13 protein-coding genes are annotated in these 15,902 nt (G+C 44.2%); 11 read left to right on the forward strand and 2 right to left on the reverse strand.

Translation table 11 applies throughout. The annotated features are described in order from the left end of the window. Positions 1–525 precede the first annotated feature (525 nt). The 11 genes from P3L56_RS02495 (at position 526) to P3L56_RS02545 (ending at position 14,128) form a co-directional block, all read left to right on the forward strand. Positions 526–2,724, forward strand: a complete 2,199-nt coding sequence (locus P3L56_RS02495; RefSeq protein WP_129466995.1) for an indolepyruvate ferredoxin oxidoreductase subunit alpha — start codon at positions 526–528, stop codon at positions 2,722–2,724. A 10-nt stretch (positions 2,725–2,734) separates the two neighbouring features. Next, positions 2,735–4,243 carry an indolepyruvate oxidoreductase subunit beta family protein gene (locus tag P3L56_RS02500; RefSeq protein WP_048608769.1) on the forward strand — a complete coding sequence of 503 codons (1,509 nt, stop codon included), beginning with the start codon at positions 2,735–2,737 and terminating at the stop codon, positions 4,241–4,243. A gap of 9 nt (positions 4,244–4,252) precedes the next feature. Next, entirely contained in the window at positions 4,253–4,693 is a 441-nt protein-coding gene (locus tag P3L56_RS02505) for an acyl-CoA thioesterase (RefSeq protein ID WP_042848455.1), read from the forward strand. After that, the gene (locus tag P3L56_RS02510) at positions 4,690–6,990 is read left to right on the forward strand and encodes a bifunctional salicylyl-CoA 5-hydroxylase/oxidoreductase (RefSeq protein WP_272686175.1); all 2,301 of its coding nucleotides are present in this window, start codon (positions 4,690–4,692) and stop codon (positions 6,988–6,990) included. The genes P3L56_RS02505 and P3L56_RS02510 overlap by 4 nt, the downstream gene beginning before the upstream one ends. Before the next feature lie 29 nt (positions 6,991–7,019). Then, positions 7,020–8,147 (forward strand): cupin domain-containing protein, encoded by a 1,128-nt coding sequence (locus tag P3L56_RS02515; protein ID WP_042848452.1) that lies wholly within the window; start codon positions 7,020–7,022, stop codon positions 8,145–8,147. A 96-nt stretch (positions 8,148–8,243) separates the two neighbouring features. After that, a complete protein-coding gene (locus P3L56_RS02520; RefSeq protein WP_272686174.1) occupies positions 8,244–9,155 on the forward strand; it encodes a fumarylacetoacetate hydrolase family protein in 912 nt (303 codons plus the stop codon). Positions 9,156–9,164: 9 nt separating this feature from the next. Then, on the forward strand, positions 9,165–10,196 hold the full coding sequence (locus P3L56_RS02525) for a carbon-nitrogen hydrolase family protein (RefSeq protein ID WP_048608766.1): 1,032 nt from the start codon (positions 9,165–9,167) through the stop codon (positions 10,194–10,196). After that, positions 10,193–10,948, forward strand: a complete 756-nt coding sequence (locus tag P3L56_RS02530) for an Asp/Glu racemase (RefSeq protein WP_166687121.1) — start codon at positions 10,193–10,195, stop codon at positions 10,946–10,948. Before P3L56_RS02525 ends, P3L56_RS02530 begins: the two co-directional genes overlap by 4 nt. Before the next feature lie 73 nt (positions 10,949–11,021). Next, positions 11,022–11,510 carry a MarR family winged helix-turn-helix transcriptional regulator gene (locus tag P3L56_RS02535; RefSeq protein ID WP_048608822.1) on the forward strand — a complete coding sequence of 163 codons (489 nt, stop codon included), beginning with the start codon at positions 11,022–11,024 and terminating at the stop codon, positions 11,508–11,510. Between the two features lie 295 nt (positions 11,511–11,805). Then, positions 11,806–13,452 (forward strand): Na+/H+ antiporter, encoded by a 1,647-nt coding sequence (locus P3L56_RS02540; RefSeq protein ID WP_131680239.1) that lies wholly within the window; start codon positions 11,806–11,808, stop codon positions 13,450–13,452. A gap of 52 nt (positions 13,453–13,504) precedes the next feature. Continuing rightward, complete coding sequence (locus tag P3L56_RS02545) at positions 13,505–14,128, forward strand: AAA family ATPase (protein WP_272663757.1); 624 nt, start codon at positions 13,505–13,507, stop codon at positions 14,126–14,128. 59 nt (positions 14,129–14,187) lie between these two features. Here P3L56_RS02545 and P3L56_RS02550 read toward each other — a convergent pair whose 3' ends face one another. Further along, entirely contained in the window at positions 14,188–14,808 is a 621-nt protein-coding gene (locus tag P3L56_RS02550; protein WP_129466998.1) for a flavin reductase family protein, read from the reverse strand. A 134-nt stretch (positions 14,809–14,942) separates the two neighbouring features. Next, positions 14,943–15,716 carry an AraC family transcriptional regulator gene (locus tag P3L56_RS02555; protein ID WP_042848444.1) on the reverse strand — a complete coding sequence of 258 codons (774 nt, stop codon included), beginning with the start codon at positions 15,714–15,716 and terminating at the stop codon, positions 14,943–14,945. Positions 15,717–15,902: the final 186 nt, after the last annotated feature.

Here is a 15,902-nt window from a genome sequence, read left to right on the forward strand (position 1 = left end):
GAACATAGCATAAACAGTTTTCCTTACCTAGCTAAAAACGTGCAGAAACTATCCAAAAAATGCAAAAAAATAGAAACTATGTGGTTATTGTGATGGTGCTAACAATATAAAATATAACGTTATTTTAATAATTTAATTAGCTAATTATTCATGATTTATCATATTGTTGTTTCTATTTATCTATCGGTTAGTGAATTTATCAAATTAATTATCTAGTTAGTTTTGTTATGTTGAATTAAATAGCTAATACCTTTATTTTTATAGGGGTTATTTACTGCAATTATATTATTTTTTGCATCATCAATTTATTTTTTGAGGTTAATTCTTTTCAGTTATTTTGCTGAAAAAGAGTATTTTCTAGTTGTTTTCATTGGCGATTTGTCCCCTATCTGCAAGCCTTATCCACTCTCTGCATAAATCTAATATCCATGATTAATCATGGATTGACCTTTCATTAACAAAAAGGATACAAGAAAGAAACACAAAAAAGATAAAAACGTTCTGACGTTTACGGGTGAGGTAAAAATGGCTGAGCGATCGTTTATACAAGAAGTTGAAAAATTACGACAAGGGCAAGGGGAAACGTTTAGTGGTGAAGGCATTCTTGCTGTCACAAAAGCACTATTGGAATCAGGTGTTTCTTATGTAGCTGGCTACCAAGGTGCGCCTATTTCACACTTAATGGATGTACTTGCTGACGCACAAGATATTTTATCTGAGTATGGAATACGTTTTGAAAACAGTGCCAGTGAAGCAACGGCGGCCGCAACCCTCGCGGCTTCCGTGAACTATCCTCTTCGTGGAGCAGTGACTTTTAAAGCAACTGTGGGTACTAACGTCGCTTCTGATGCTCTAGCAAACCTAGCCTCTGGCGGGGTACTGGGTGGGGCACTGATCATTGTTGGGGAAGATTACGGCGAAGGTTCATCTATTATGCAAGAGCGTAGCCATGCTTTCGCGATGAAGTCTCAAATGTGGCTACTTGACCCTCGTCCTAATTTGCCATCTATTGTTCAAGCGGTAAAAGATGGGTTTGATCTTTCTGAAGCGAGTAATACGCCTGTCATGTTACAGATGCGTATTCGCTCTTGCCATGTTCATGGGCAATTCATTTGCTCTGATAATCAACACCCTAAATTTACCGTAAAAGATGCCCTCGAAAACCCGACAAGAGACGTTAGCCGTATTGTTTTGCCGCCAGCAAGTTTCTTGCACGAAAAAGAAAAAATTGAAGCACGTTGGCCTGCTGCAATTAAATTTATCCAACAGCGTGAGCTGAATGAATTTTTTGCTGAAGACGCAGAAGATGTGGGCATTGCATTACAAGGGGGGTGCTATAACACGTTGATCCGCGCTTTAAATCAAATTGGATTAGCGGATGTTTTTGGTAACAGCCAAATACCGTTATACGTGATGAATGTGGCCTATCCTCTAATTGATGATGAATTTGAGCGTTTTTGCCGCAATAAAAAGGCCATTCTTATTCTAGAGGAAGGGCAACCGAACTTTGTAGAGCAAAACGTAGCAAATATCCTACGCCAACGAAATATTGATATTGAATTACATGGCAAGGATATGTTGCCGATGGCAGGTGAATACAATACAGCGACTGTGCTTGCTGGCTTGCGTTCTTTCCTTGAACATTACGGAAAAATTGAGCCTCAAGTTAAAGCCGCTGCAAAGCAAATCCGTATTCCAACCATTAACATTGCCACTCAACAGCTTGATGACCCTCTACCTGAATATGTGAATGCAGCAGAGCCAACATTAGATAGCTCGGTACATGCACGCCCACCCGGTTTTTGTACTGGCTGCCCAGAAAGGCCTATTTTTACTGCGATGAAACTGGTTGAACGTGAATTGGGTGAACACCATGTCAGTGCAGATATTGGTTGCCATTTATTTTCCATACTGCCTCCTTTTAATTTAGGTAATACCACCATGGGATATGGGCTGGGAGGTGCGGGTGCTGCGGCCTTGAATGCAAAAGCAGGGAAGCGCGCTATTTCAGTTATGGGTGATGGCGGCTTTTGGCATAACGGCTTAACCAGTGGTATTGCGAATAGCGTGTTTAATCGTAGTGATAATTTAACCATTGTTGTTGATAACAGCTATACATCAGCAACGGGTGGACAAGATATTCTTTCATCAACCGCTTTAAACCCAACGCGTAGCACGGGCCATGAAATCGAAAAGGCCGTGAAAGGGGTCGGTGTGAATTGGGTTAAAACCATTAAACACACTTATGACCTGAAAACCATGACTAACACATTACGTGAAGCTTTAACTACTGATGAGAAAGGGCCAAAAGTCCTCATTGCACAAAGCGAATGTATGTTGAATAAACAGCGACGTGAAAAGAAAAAGGTTCGTACTGATGTTGCTGCGGGTAAACGAGTCGTGCGTGAACGTTTCGGTATCGACCCTGATACATGTACGGGAGATCACTCCTGTATTCGTTTATCAGGGTGCCCATCTTTATCCATCAAGCCCAACCAAGACCCATTGAGAACTGACCCAGTTGCAACAGTAATGAATAGCTGTGTGGGCTGCGGCTTATGCGGTGAGGTTTCTCATGCCGCTGTTTTATGCCCTTCATTTTTTAAAGCCCAGATTATCACTAATCCAACTGGCTGGGACAAGCTATGCCACCGTATTCGAGGTTGGTTTATTGGTTATTTACAACGTCGTGATTCGCGTCGTCGTGAACAATTCAGTTTTTAAGGGGGAATAAATGCTTTCATCCTCAATAGCATTGCAGCCCATCAAAATAGCGATTTTAGCGATGGGTGGTGAAGGTGGCGGAGTTCTTGCGGATTGGATAGTCAATCTAGGCGAAGAAAATGGTTATTTTGCGCAAACAACTTCAGTACCTGGTGTTGCCCAGCGTACGGGAGCGACGATTTATTATGTCGAGTTATTTCCTGGCGCAGATAACTTACAAACGCCACGCCCAGTTTTAGCCCTGATGCCTATGCCGGGTGATGTTGATGTAGTACTGGCTTCTGAGTTAATGGAAGCGGGCAGAGCAGTTCAACGGGGTTTTGTTACACCAGAACGGACGACCTTAATCAGCTCGACACACCGTGTTTACTCAATTGCTGAAAAGTCAGCGATGGGAGATGGGCGCGTCGATAGCCAAGCACTTATTCGTCACGCAAGTTCATCTGCCCGCCAGTTTATTCATTTTGATATGTCACAAGCGGCACAGGATACAGGCAGTGTCATCAGCGCGGTTCTATTTGGTGCGTTGTTTGGTTCAGGGGTCTTACCCTTTAGCCGCACGCAATTTGAGGAAACGATTGTTCGTGGTGGCGTCGGTGTAAAACCAAGCTTGCGTGCTTTCGCATTAGGTGCTGAAAAGTCAGTACACCCGGAAGAGCCTTACCAAGCGCCATCAGCACAAAACGTGATACATACACCTAAAAACAAGCAAGTTTCAGCGTTACTAGCGCGTGTCGAAAATGAATTTTCTCCTCATGTGCATTATCTGGTCACCGAAGGCATCCGTCGGCTTATTGATTACCAAGACCCTGCTTATGCCACGTTGTACTTGAATCGCCTTAATAACCTGTTTGCGCAAAATGGTGGCCAAGATGAGCGGTTACAGCGGGCACTTGCACGCCATTTGGCCCTTTGGATGTCTTATGAGGACACCATCCGTGTGGCTGACCTGAAAATCCGTGATAGCCGATTTGCGCGAGTACGCGATGAAGTACAGGCAAAAGATAACCAATTATTGAATATCAATGAATTTATGCATCCACGCATTGAAGAAATCTGCGAAACGCTTCCCAAAAATTTAGGTCGCTGGTTAATGCGTCCACATTGGTTACACAAAGCGCTTCGCAAAGTGACAGAAAAAGGGCGCACCATCACTACCAGTTCTTTCTTTGGTTTTTTACAGTTGTATCTATTAGCTGCTTGGCGAAAAGGACGGCGTTCGACGTTACGTTATCAACTTGAAACACAACGGATTGAAAAGTGGCTAGAGCTAGTGGCTCAGGCTGCACAAACCAACCCTGCACTAGCTGCAGAAATTACGCAGTGCCAGCGTGTGGTTAAGGGGTATAGCGATACACATGCTCGAGGGTTGCGTAATTTCCAAATATTAATGGATATCGTTGCCCAGCAGGGTAGTAAGTTAGCGCCAATTAATTTGCGGGAACTGCGTGAAGCTGCATTGGCTGATGAACATGGAAAAGAATTAGAAAAATGTCGCCAACGGCTGGCTATAAATTAAGGGTAAATCATGAGCTTACTGAAATTTTCTAGACCACATAAAATTCATTTTTCGCAGTGTGACCCTGCTGGGATCGTTTTTTATCCCCAGTATTTTGTGATGTTTAACAACCTACTTGAACACTGGTTTGATGAACTCATTCCTCAAGGGTTTGCCGGTTATATCCTTGAACAACGGTTTGGGTTGCCGACCGTACACTTAGACGCTGAGTTTACCGCGATTAGCCGTATGGGGGATGAAGTGATGCTAGAGCTTCATGTCGAACGTATTGGTAGCAAATCTTTGACCTTACGTCAGCGCTGCATAGGGCGAGAGGGGGAATTACGCATGCAAGTGACACAAACTTATGTCACCACCTCGCTAGTGACACATCAAGCTATTCCTATACCCGACATTCTGTATCAGGCGTTAACTGCTCAACAACCCGTAAGCGCAAAAGGGGAAATATGATGAATATTGTATGTATTGGTGGTGGGCCTGCAGGCTTGTACTTTGGGTTACTGATGAAACGGCAAAATCCTCAAAATCGGGTTGTGGTAGTGGAACGCAATCGGCCATATGACACTTTTGGGTGGGGGGTCGTATTTTCAGATGCAACACTGCATAACTTACGCCGTGCAGACCCTGAGTCGGCAGAGACCATTGCTGCGGAATTCAGTCACTGGGATGACATTGATGTGCATTTCAAAGGGACTTGCCACCGCAGTGGGGGGCATGGCTTTATTGGTATAGGGCGTAAAAAATTACTCAATATCTTGCAAGACCGCTGCCTTGAACTAGGTGTCGAGCTAGTATTCGAAACTCAAGTCACGGACGATCAAGACATCGCCCGTCAGTACCAAGCCGATTTAGTCATTGCGTCCGATGGTATTAACAGCGCGGTACGTACGCGTTATGAAGAGGTATTTAAACCAGATATTGACCCGCGTCGTTGCCGTTTTGTTTGGTTAGGTACTAAAAAGATTTTCGATGCATTTACCTTCCTATTCACCGAAAATGAACACGGTTGGTTCCAAGTTCATGCCTATCAATTTCAAGAAGGGTTATCAACCTTTATCGTTGAAACGACAGAAGAAACTTGGCTAAAAGCAGGTATTGACCAGATGTCGCAAGAAGATGGGATTACCTACTGTGAAAACTTGTTTGCTCCATGGCTTGAAGGGGAAAAATTGATGGCTAATGCTGCGCATTTACGTGGCGCAGCAATTTGGATCCGTTTCCCGCGGGTCATTTGTGATAACTGGGTACACTGGACTCAACCAACATCAGGGAAAGATGTACCTATCGTGTTAATGGGGGATGCGGCTCACACTGCGCACTTTTCTATCGGTTCAGGCACCAAATTAGCCTTAGAAGATGCGATTGAGCTGTGTGAAAGCTTGAAAACTGCAAAAGGTGATTTACGCAATGGGCTAGCACATTATCAGCAAGTACGTAGCGTGGAAGTCCTGAAAATTCAGAATGCAGCGCGTAATTCCACCGAGTGGTTCGAAAATGTTAGCCGCTATGAAAACCTTGCTCCCGAGCAGTTTGCTTATTCTTTGTTAACGCGCTCTCAACGTATTTCCCATGAAAATCTGCGTGTTCGTGATACTCCTTGGCTGGAAAAATACGAACAGTGGTTCGCCGCGCAAGCGGGTGTCACACCACCAGTCAATATACCGCCAATGCTGACACCTTATCAGTTACGTGGGGTTACCTTGAGTAACCGTGTGGTGGCTTCACCGACCTTATTATACAGCGCCAATCAAGGCGTGGTTGAAGACTTCCATTTGGTACACCTAGGGAGCCGTGCGTTAGGAGGAATAGGGTTAGTCATGGCAGAAATGACGGCTATCGCCCCAGATGCACGTGTCACTGAGGGGTGTGCTGGGTTATGGAATGACGAGCAAGTCTCGGCATGGCAGCGCATAACGACTTTTATACATCAAAATACCAGTGCCAAAATTGGTATTCAATTGGGTCATGCAGGGCGTCGAGGGTCAACTCAGCGTGGTTGGGAAAATGAAAATCACCCGCTGAAAGAAGGGAACTGGTCACTAGTTTCTGCTTCTGCTCTACCGTATTTACCCAATATTTCACAAACACCGGCAGAACTTACTGAAGCACAAATGGCAATAATAACTAACCAATTTGTCGCCGCTGCCAAGCGTGCTGAGGCAGCAGGGTTTGATTGGCTTGAATTACAAGCTGGTCATGGTTATTTACTGTCGAGCTTTATTTCTCCATTAACCAACCAACGTACCGATGTGTATGGCGGGGTGTTAGAAAATCGCCTGCGTTTTCCATTGGCAGTGATCAGCGCAGTACGCCAAGTGTGGTCAAAACCATTGTCAGTACGTCTTTCCAGTACCGACTGGGTAGACGGGGGGACCACTGTAGATGATGCGGTGCAAATTGCTCGTGCGATGAAACAAGTGGGAGTCGACATGGTGGATTGTTCTTCAGGGGAGGTTTCGCCGCAACAGCAGCCGGTGTATGGCCGGATGTACCAGACACCAATGGCTGACCGCATTCGTAACGAAGCCGGGGTCCCGGTGATCGCCGTTGGGGCGATCACCGACGCTGACCAAGTTAACAGCATTATCGCAGCAGGGCGGGCAGATTTATGTGCATTGTCGCGTCCATTGTTATCTGACCCAGCATGGTTATTACATGAATGTGCTCGCTATGGCTGGGAAACACAGTGGCCAGCAGCGTATGAATACGGGCGCCAACAGCTTACCCAATCGTTGAGGTCACGCTAAGGGCGTTGGCAAATGAAGAGGAAAATAGCATGAGAACACAGTCCCATGACCAATATCGTGAAAATGTGGCGGGTCGAGCTGATGTAGCTGACACCCCTGAACTTGTCGCGTATTACCAACAACTGGATGCACTAAAAACTGGCGCTTTATGGACAGTCGCAAACAAAATAGAGCCGTGGCAACCTCAGTCTAGTTCTGTGCCAGTTTTGTGGCGTTACCGTGACCTACGTGAGCATGTGTTGCGTTCGGTGGAATTAGTGACCCCAGAAAAAGCAGGGCGTCGTGTGATTTACCTGAATAACCCCGGTCGTCAAGATGTGGCGGCCGCCGTGGGGTGGTTGTATTCCGGTCTGCAAGTCATGCATCCCGGAGAAGCCGCTTCTGCTCATGCTCATTCCTCTTCGGCGTTGCGTTTTATTATGGAAGGTCGTGGTGCTTATACCATCGTAGAAGGGCAGAAAATGATGCTAGAAGCTAACGACTTTGTACTCACACCTAACGGCACATGGCATGAGCATGGGGTAGCGGAAGATGGTTTACCGTGCATTTGGCAAGATGGCCTTGATATTCCATTGGTTAATGCCATGGAAGCCGGTTTCTATAAAGTTCACCCTGATTTACACCAAGTACAGACACGCCCACTTGATTACCCTGTTGGCATGTGGGGCGGCACTGCGTTAAGGCCACATGATATCGGCTGGGATAAACCGTATTCCCCATTATTTAAATATCAATGGGGGCCAACTTACGATGCATTACGTCGTGCGGCAAAAGTCGCGGATGGCTCGGTATTTGATGACATTTTGATGCACTACACCAACCCATTAACGGGAGGGGCAGTGATGCCGACAATTGGGGCTAGTATGCAATTGCTACGACCGGGGTTTGTGGGCAAAGCCCATCGCCATACGGGGAGCTTTATTTATCAAGTTGCGAAAGGTCAAGGTTATTCAGTGATTAATGGCCAGCGCTTTGATTGGCAAGAGCGTGACATTTTCTGCGTACCGTCGTGGATGTTCCATGAACACGTCAATATTTCACAAACGGATGACGCATGTCTGTTTTGTTTTAATGATTTACCCGTGATGCAGTCTTTAGGCCTGTATTACGAAGAAGCCTTAGTAGATAACGATGGGCACCAAAAGGTGGCCTCTTAACAGGCTGAGTTATTGATAACAATTTTGTCTGGTTTTAATTAACTAATTTTACGTGAAACTGAGTGCAATTCTAAGTGGCACTCAAGGAGAAATCATATGCGCTTAATAACTTACCGTTCTGATGTAACTGCCGCTGCTCGTTTAGGGGCTATTGTTGACCAGCAAGTCGTGGATTTAGCTCGTCTAGCTGAAGAACAGGGGCAATATCTACCAGATAATATGTTGGATTTTATTGATTTAGGCCCTCAAGGCGTACGCGTGGGTACTGAGTTGCTTAATATCTACCAAGGGTTATTTCCTGCGGGTACGGCATGGCCAGTGCAAAATGTGAAAATTTTAGCGCCTATTCCTCGTCCGCGTAAAAATATTTTTGGCATAGGTTTAAATTATGTAGAGCATGTTGCTGAGTCCAGTCGTACTTTAGATACTTCGAAAGAATTGCCTAAACAACCGGTTATTTTTTCTAAACCGCCAACGACCGTAATTGGCCCTGGAGAGGCTATCGAACATAACGGGCAGATCACCCAACAATTAGATTGGGAGGTCGAACTTGCTGTGGTCATTGGGACTCGTGCGAAAAGGGTTGCAGCTAAAGATGCCCTCAATTATGTATTTGGTTATAGCTTGATGATAGATATGAGTGCGCGTGATTGCCGCCGTGCTGGGCAATGGATTTACTCTAAAGGGCAAGACACTTATGCACCGTTTGGCCCATGTATTGTAACTGCTGATGAAATCCCTGATCCCCATAATTTAAACCTGAACTTAAAAGTGAATGGTGTGACCAAACAGGATTCAAACACCCGTCATATGTTATTCAATGTGAATACATTGATTGAAGATATCAGCCAAGGTATTACGTTAGAGCCAGGGGATATTATTGCTACTGGGACGCCTGAGGGGGTTGGTGCGGGGCGCTCTCCTCAAGAGTGGGTTTGGCCGGGGGATGTGATAGAGGCCTATGTTGAACACATTGGTGAATTGCGTCATCCGGTTGTGTCAGTGTAAGGGGGAAGCATGTTAGAACTTCAATGTTTTAAAGCAGCAGCAGTACAGGCGGCTCCTGTCTTTTTAGACACTGACGCAACTGTGGATAAAGTGTGTCGGTTAATTGAGGAAGCCGCAGATAACGGTGCAAAATTAGTGGCTTTTCCAGAGGTTTTTATTGCAGGCTATCCGTATTGGAGTTGGGTAATGAACCCAATTGACGGCAGTCCGTGGTTTGAAAAACTGTGTAAATCGGCAATCGAAGTTCCGGGGCCGGAAATTCAAAAAGTCGCGCAAGCTGCGGCACGCCATCACATTAACGTTGTTATTGGGGTCAATGAGCGCAGCCCTACAGGCATCGCGACTTTGTACAATACATTAGTCACCATTTCGGATGAGGGGCAAATTTTAGGCCGTCATCGCAAACTGGTACCGACATGGGCGGAAAAACTGACGTGGGCCAATGGGGATGCCTCTTCATTAAAAGTGCACCAAACGAGTATTGGGCCATTGGGGGCCCTAGCGTGCGGGGAAAATACCAATACCTTAGCGAGGTTTGCTTTATTAGCCCAAGGGGAATTAGTGCATATCGCCAGCTATATTGCTTTACCCGTTGCGCCAAAAGATTACGATATGGCGGATGCTATTCGTCTGCGCGCTTCTGCACACTGTTTTGAAGGCAAAGTATTCACCATTATTGCTTGCTCAACAGTATCAGAGGAAATTATTGAGGCGATGTCTGCCTCTCATCCAGAAGCCCGTGACTTACTGGCGCGGCCTAATAGTGCTTTTTCTGGCATTATCGGCCCTGATGGGCGGGTGATTGGTGAACCATTGGTTGACAAAGAAGGCATTGTGTATGGTGAGATTGATTTGAATCGTTGTATTCAGCCACGGCAAATGCATGATATTACTGGGCACTATAATCGGTTTGATATTTTTGATTTACAGGTAAATCGTCGCCCGCTGACTGCTGCACGCTTTAATCACCAAGGGCAAGATATCGATGAATTAAATGTTTTTCCCAGCTCAGAAGAACCGTTTGGGGGGGTAGGGCAATGAATTTAGTGCGAACATATCGGATCGGGCAAATTGTACCTTCATCCAACACCACGATGGAAACGGAGATCCCGGCTATATTACGGGCTAGGGAAGCTCTATTTGCTGAGCGTTTTACTTTCCACTCAAGCCGTATGAGGATGCAAAAAGTCACCAAAGACGAATTGGCAAAAATGGATTCAGATAGCGACCGCTGCGCACTTGAATTGTCAGATGCTGCTGTAGATGTGCTGGGATATGCTTGCCTAGTGGCGATCATGAGCATGGGGAACGGTTACCATCGGGTCTCTGAAAAACGCTTATTTCAACGTACCATGGATAATGGCCATCCAGCTCCAGTTGTAACTAGTGCAGGGGCATTAGTGGAAGGGTTACAAGCTATTGGGGCAAAAAAAGTGTCTATCTTAACGCCCTATATGAAACCTCTCACACAGTTAGTGATTGATTACATAGAAAATGAAGGCATTGAAGTGGTGGATAGCATTTCACTAGAAATCCCTGATAACTTGGATGTGGGGCGGCAAAACCCGCTAGCTCCCGTTGAAATCACCAAAAAATTGAATACGCAAGTGGATGCTATTGTGGCTTCCGCTTGTGTACAGATGCCTTCGTTACCGTCAATACAGCTTATTGAAGACCGCGTAGGGCTACCCGTATTATCGTCTTCGGTGGCTACCACGTATATGATGTTGAAAAAGTTGGGTTTAGAGACTGGTATTAGTGGGTTTGGTTCATTGCTAAATGGTAAGTTTTAGCTGAATTATTGCTCTTTTCTGTTACTCTTTGAGGGGCGGTGATTTAATGCATAGTGCTTATCAAGGGGAGCAAATGCCAGATTCAAAAATTTTTGTTGATCATTATTTGCCTGCCCTGCTTGGGCAGGCTTGGATGCTGGTCTCTTCAGAGTTTCACGCGACCGTGGAAACCAAAGGGCTTTCTGTATTGGAATGGCGGGTGTTATCCACATTAGCAGGTAATGGGTCTATGGGGATCACTGAGCTTTCGCAAAAAACAGTGAGTAAGCAGCCAACAATTACACGTGTGCTACAACGACTTGAACAGCAAGGGCATGTGATCCGCCATAATAACCATAATGGTAGTGATAAACGAATAACATTAGTTAGCGTGACATCGAGCGGGATGTCATTAGTTGATGATCTCCTTATCGCAGCACAGCAGCATGAAGAAGCTGTTTTAGCACCGCTAGGTGTTCGTAAAAGTAAAATGCTTAAGCAAATATTGCGGGAGCTGATTGAGCGCCATAGTTTTGAGGGGAACAATATAGATAAACGTCATACAGATAAAACTAGTGAATAAACAAAGTATCTTTAAAAGAACAGTCAATAGTCTAATAATGATGGTTTAGGTATATTTTCTATATTAATACTTAACTTATTATGGTGTGCATTTTTTATTTTTATCTATCAAATAGATAATTAGCGATATTAAGAGGTGGTATAAAAAATAATAAAATTGTAACGTAATGATTGTTAGGCGATTTCCCAATTTTGTTTTTTTTGTATCTGATAATTAATAGTTACTTTACATTGATTCAATTTATCTATTTACTGCATTACTGATAATTAATGATTAGCTAAACATGGAGCAATCAATGTCAGTAGTGACACTTGTACTCGTTTTTTTATTAGCCGTTGTTGTGAGCGTTTTTGTTTCACGACTGCTCAAAGATATTATTCCATTACCCCTGATCCAGATAGCACTAGGGGCTGGCTTGTCTTTATACGGTTTTACCGTTGAATTTGAACCTCATCTATTTCTATTTTTATTTATTCCTCCTTTATTATTCCTTGATGGATGGCGTATCCCTAAAGAAGCCTTATTTCAAGAAATTAAACCGATAATGTCGCTAGCCATAGGTTTAGTTGTTGTCACCGTTATTGGTATGGGCTTTTTTATTCATTGGTTAATCCCTGCCATTTCATTAGCCGTCGCATTCGCGTTAGCTGCTATTTTGTCCCCTACGGACCCAGTTTCAGTGTCAGCAATGACAGTGAACTCCCCATTGCCTTCACGTATGGCGCATATCCTTGAGGGGGAATCATTACTGAATGATGCTACTGGATTAGTCTGTTTTAGCTTTGCGGTTGTAGCGGCGTTAACTGGGACATTCTCACTAGCTTCTGCGGCTGGGCAGTTTGTACTTGTGGCATTTGGTGGGATTTTAATAGGCCTGCTAGTTGCGTGGGCGATTGGTTGGCTAAATCAATTCTTAGTTAAACGCACAGGGGAAGAGCCGGCAATTCAGATAATGATTAGCTTGCTAATGCCATTTACTGCTTACTTACTGGCAGAGCATCTGCATGTTTCCGGTATTTTAGCTGCGGTTGTTGCCGGTATTGCGATGCACTATGAGAAAATAGCAGGCCGAATGCAAGCAGCGACTCGTATGCAAAGTAAAGCGGTTTGGGATACCGTTCAAACTGCATTAAACGGGATGATTTTCATTTTACTTGGCGAACAGTTGCCTGGTATGTGGACCAATATGCCTGAAGTTGCAGAAGCCGCAGGTGCTAGCCACCCTTGGATGTTGTTTGTGTATGTTGCTGTGATCACAATTGCATTGGCGATTCTGCGTTTTACTTGGGTGTGGATCTCGATGACTTTAACAGTCTTCCATAAACGCCGTCGCGGTAAAGAAGCAGATGTTATGCATATTCGTATGATGGCAGTAATGGCGACAGCGGGTGTGCGCGGAGCGATTACGTTAGCCGGTATTTTAACGTTACCTTTATTGATGCCAGATGGTTCCTTATTTCCAAATCGTGATGTGGCTATTTTCTTAGCAATGGGGGTGATTTTATGTTCACTATTAATTGCCAGCATTGCCTTGCCAATTTTGACCAAAGGCTTAGTACAGGATTTACCGTACGATAACGACGAAATTCGTGCTCGTTTAGCATTAAACGAAGCCGCAATGGCACATTTACGTGACCTAATGAACCACCCTTCAGAAGATGTGGATGAAATCGCGATGCGAACTGAAGTTGGTGCTCAACTACTCGAAATCTACGGTAGGCGACTTGATAATTCAGATGAAAGTGAATCGGATGTTTATGATTTACATAGAATGATTGAAATGGAGCGCGATATGTCTAAATCGGCGCTCAAAGCCAAACGTGAAGCGCTTTACCTAATGCGCAAAAATAAAAATATCAATGAACGTGTTTACCATCGTTTACGTGATGAACTTGATTTAAAAGAAGAAACTCTTAATCATCATAAAAAAGGAAAGCATTAATTTAAATGGCCCAAGTAAAAACTTGGGCCATTTTTAGCTCAAAAGGAATAGCGTGATAAAAAAATATCAACTGACGGAAAGAGAACTGAACTTACTATGGGATGAAGCTATTTTTATTTCCCATGTGAATGACAATAAGGGCTTTCGCCAAGATGAGCATGGTCAATGGATTCGTCGTAGTGAATTTGGTAACCCTAATAGTGAACCCCAGTTGCATTTTCTTTGTGGGAAAATCGCATCAGGCAAATCCACCTTAGCGAACACACTATCGCAACAACCTCGTACTATTTTATTGTGCGAAGACGAATGGCTTTCTGCACTATATCCTAATGAAATTAAAGAACTATCTGATTATATTGAAAAAAGTGCTTTAGTGAAAAAAGTGCTAGAAAAGCATATTCAGCACCTTGTTGCTGCGGGTAATACCGTCGTGATGGATTTCCCTGCAAACACGCCTACCCAGCGCCAATGGTTGAAATCTTTAGCGCAATCATCTGGTGCATCTTATGTTTTTCATGTATTAAACGTTGATAATCAAAAGTGTAAAGCAAGGTTAGCAGCGCGTAATTTAACAGGGGAAAACCCATTTCAAACCTCTGAAGCACAGTTTGACTTAATTACGGCGCACTTTTCCTATCCAGATAGCAGTGAGCAACTAGTGTGTAAGTTCTACTGATAAAGGGAAGGGACTAACGTGGTTAATAGCCAGACAATATTGACCACTCTAATTTTAAGTTATTTAGGGCGATACATTTTTAGGTTCTGCTGTTGTTCTATCCAATAATAATCTGCTGGGCCACCTGCTCGTAGCAGAGGTTTTTGCCCTGCACAGTCATATAGTCCATCTTGTAGGGCTGATTCATCAATATGCACCATCACGACCTCACCCATTACCATCCAAGTATCTAACAGTTGGCCATCAGCCCGTTTAAGTTGTTGATATTGAGTGACAATGCATTCCATTGATACGGGTGTTTGTGCAATACGTGGAGGAGAAACTAATGTGGATGGTAATGTTGATAGTTGGGTTAAGGCAAATTCGCTTTCACCACGTGCCAGAGTCGCGCTACTCATATTCACTTGTTCACCAAGCGCCAGTGTTGCGAGGTTATAAACAAATTCTCCCGTTTCAATCGCATTGGTGACGGAATCTTTTTTACCAACACTTGAAAATGCCAATATTGGAGGGGAGTAGTTGAAAATATTGAAAAAACTGTAAGGTGCGAGGTTTGTTCTTCCTTGGCTATCACAAGTTGAAATCCAACCAATTGGTCGGGGGCCAATGAGCGATGGGATAGGGTCATGAGGAAGCCCGTGGCCTTTTGTGGGTTGATAACTATAAAACTGAGTGGTCATTGCACGCTCCTTTTTTGTTTTATCCTAACGGATAATATTAGGAGGCGTAAGAGTAAAAAATGAAAAAGGCAATCAATGTATAAAGTTAGCAGTCAGTGGATAGTGCTCAGGATTGAGCACTATCTGAGGCAAGCTTACCCAGAAATTCGTTGAATAAAACTTGATGGGCTTTGCCCTAACCACCTTTTAAACATGGTTGAAAATGACCCCACATTGCTATAGCCCAAATCAAATGCCACTTCAGTAATCGACTTCCCAGCAGAAATATGGGTGATTGCACTTAACAAACAAGCTTGTTGCCGCCAATCAGAAAAAGACAACCCTGTTTGAGTTCCAAAAAAACGACTAAACGAGCGCTCACTCTTATGGAGTTTTGCTGCCCATTCTTGGGGAAGAGAGGTAATTTGTGGTGATTTCAAAAACTCACGACACAGTGTTGCTAAATGCTCATCTCGGGGGATGGGGGCATAGAAAGGAAGCGGCTCCGCTTGTGCTATTTCATGTAAAATAAGTTGGAACATTGCGCCATCACGACCATTTAAGTCATATTCGAGCGGGGTATCAACGGCTTCAAGCAATAGCTGACGAAGTAATGGAGATACCCGTAATACCTCACATCGATTCCCCCTACGCGGCGCTGCTTTTGGCTCGATATATAAACTACGAGTGCTGACATTCAGCATACGTGTTTCATGGGGAGTATTACAGGGGATCCAAACTCCGCTATCTGGTGGGATCACCCATTCGCCATCTGCGGTGCTGACTTCAATTAGCCCGGTAGCACCATAGAGAAACTGAGCTCGACGGTGAACATGAGAGCTCAAGAGTACATTCGGTAAGTAATCGGTTCCAATGGCGAGAACATCACGAGGCGTCGCATCAATTGTTTTCAGTGGAATATTTCGCATAGGCAATTTTGTTGGCTGAGATTCAAATATTGTTGTTAGTTTTATGAATATAGGCAATTTTTATTGATATAACCACATGTTTTATATGGTTGGCTGAAATTCCGATGTGTTTGGCGATTTTTCGAAAGTTGGCTAAGAGGGAAATGTTTACTCTATCGCGGCAACCTAATGTACGCCAGAGGTAGA

It is taken from the genome of Providencia sp. PROV024 (assembly GCF_032709665.1).
In the GTDB taxonomy this organism is placed as follows: Bacteria; Pseudomonadota; Gammaproteobacteria; order Enterobacterales; family Enterobacteriaceae; genus Providencia; species Providencia huashanensis.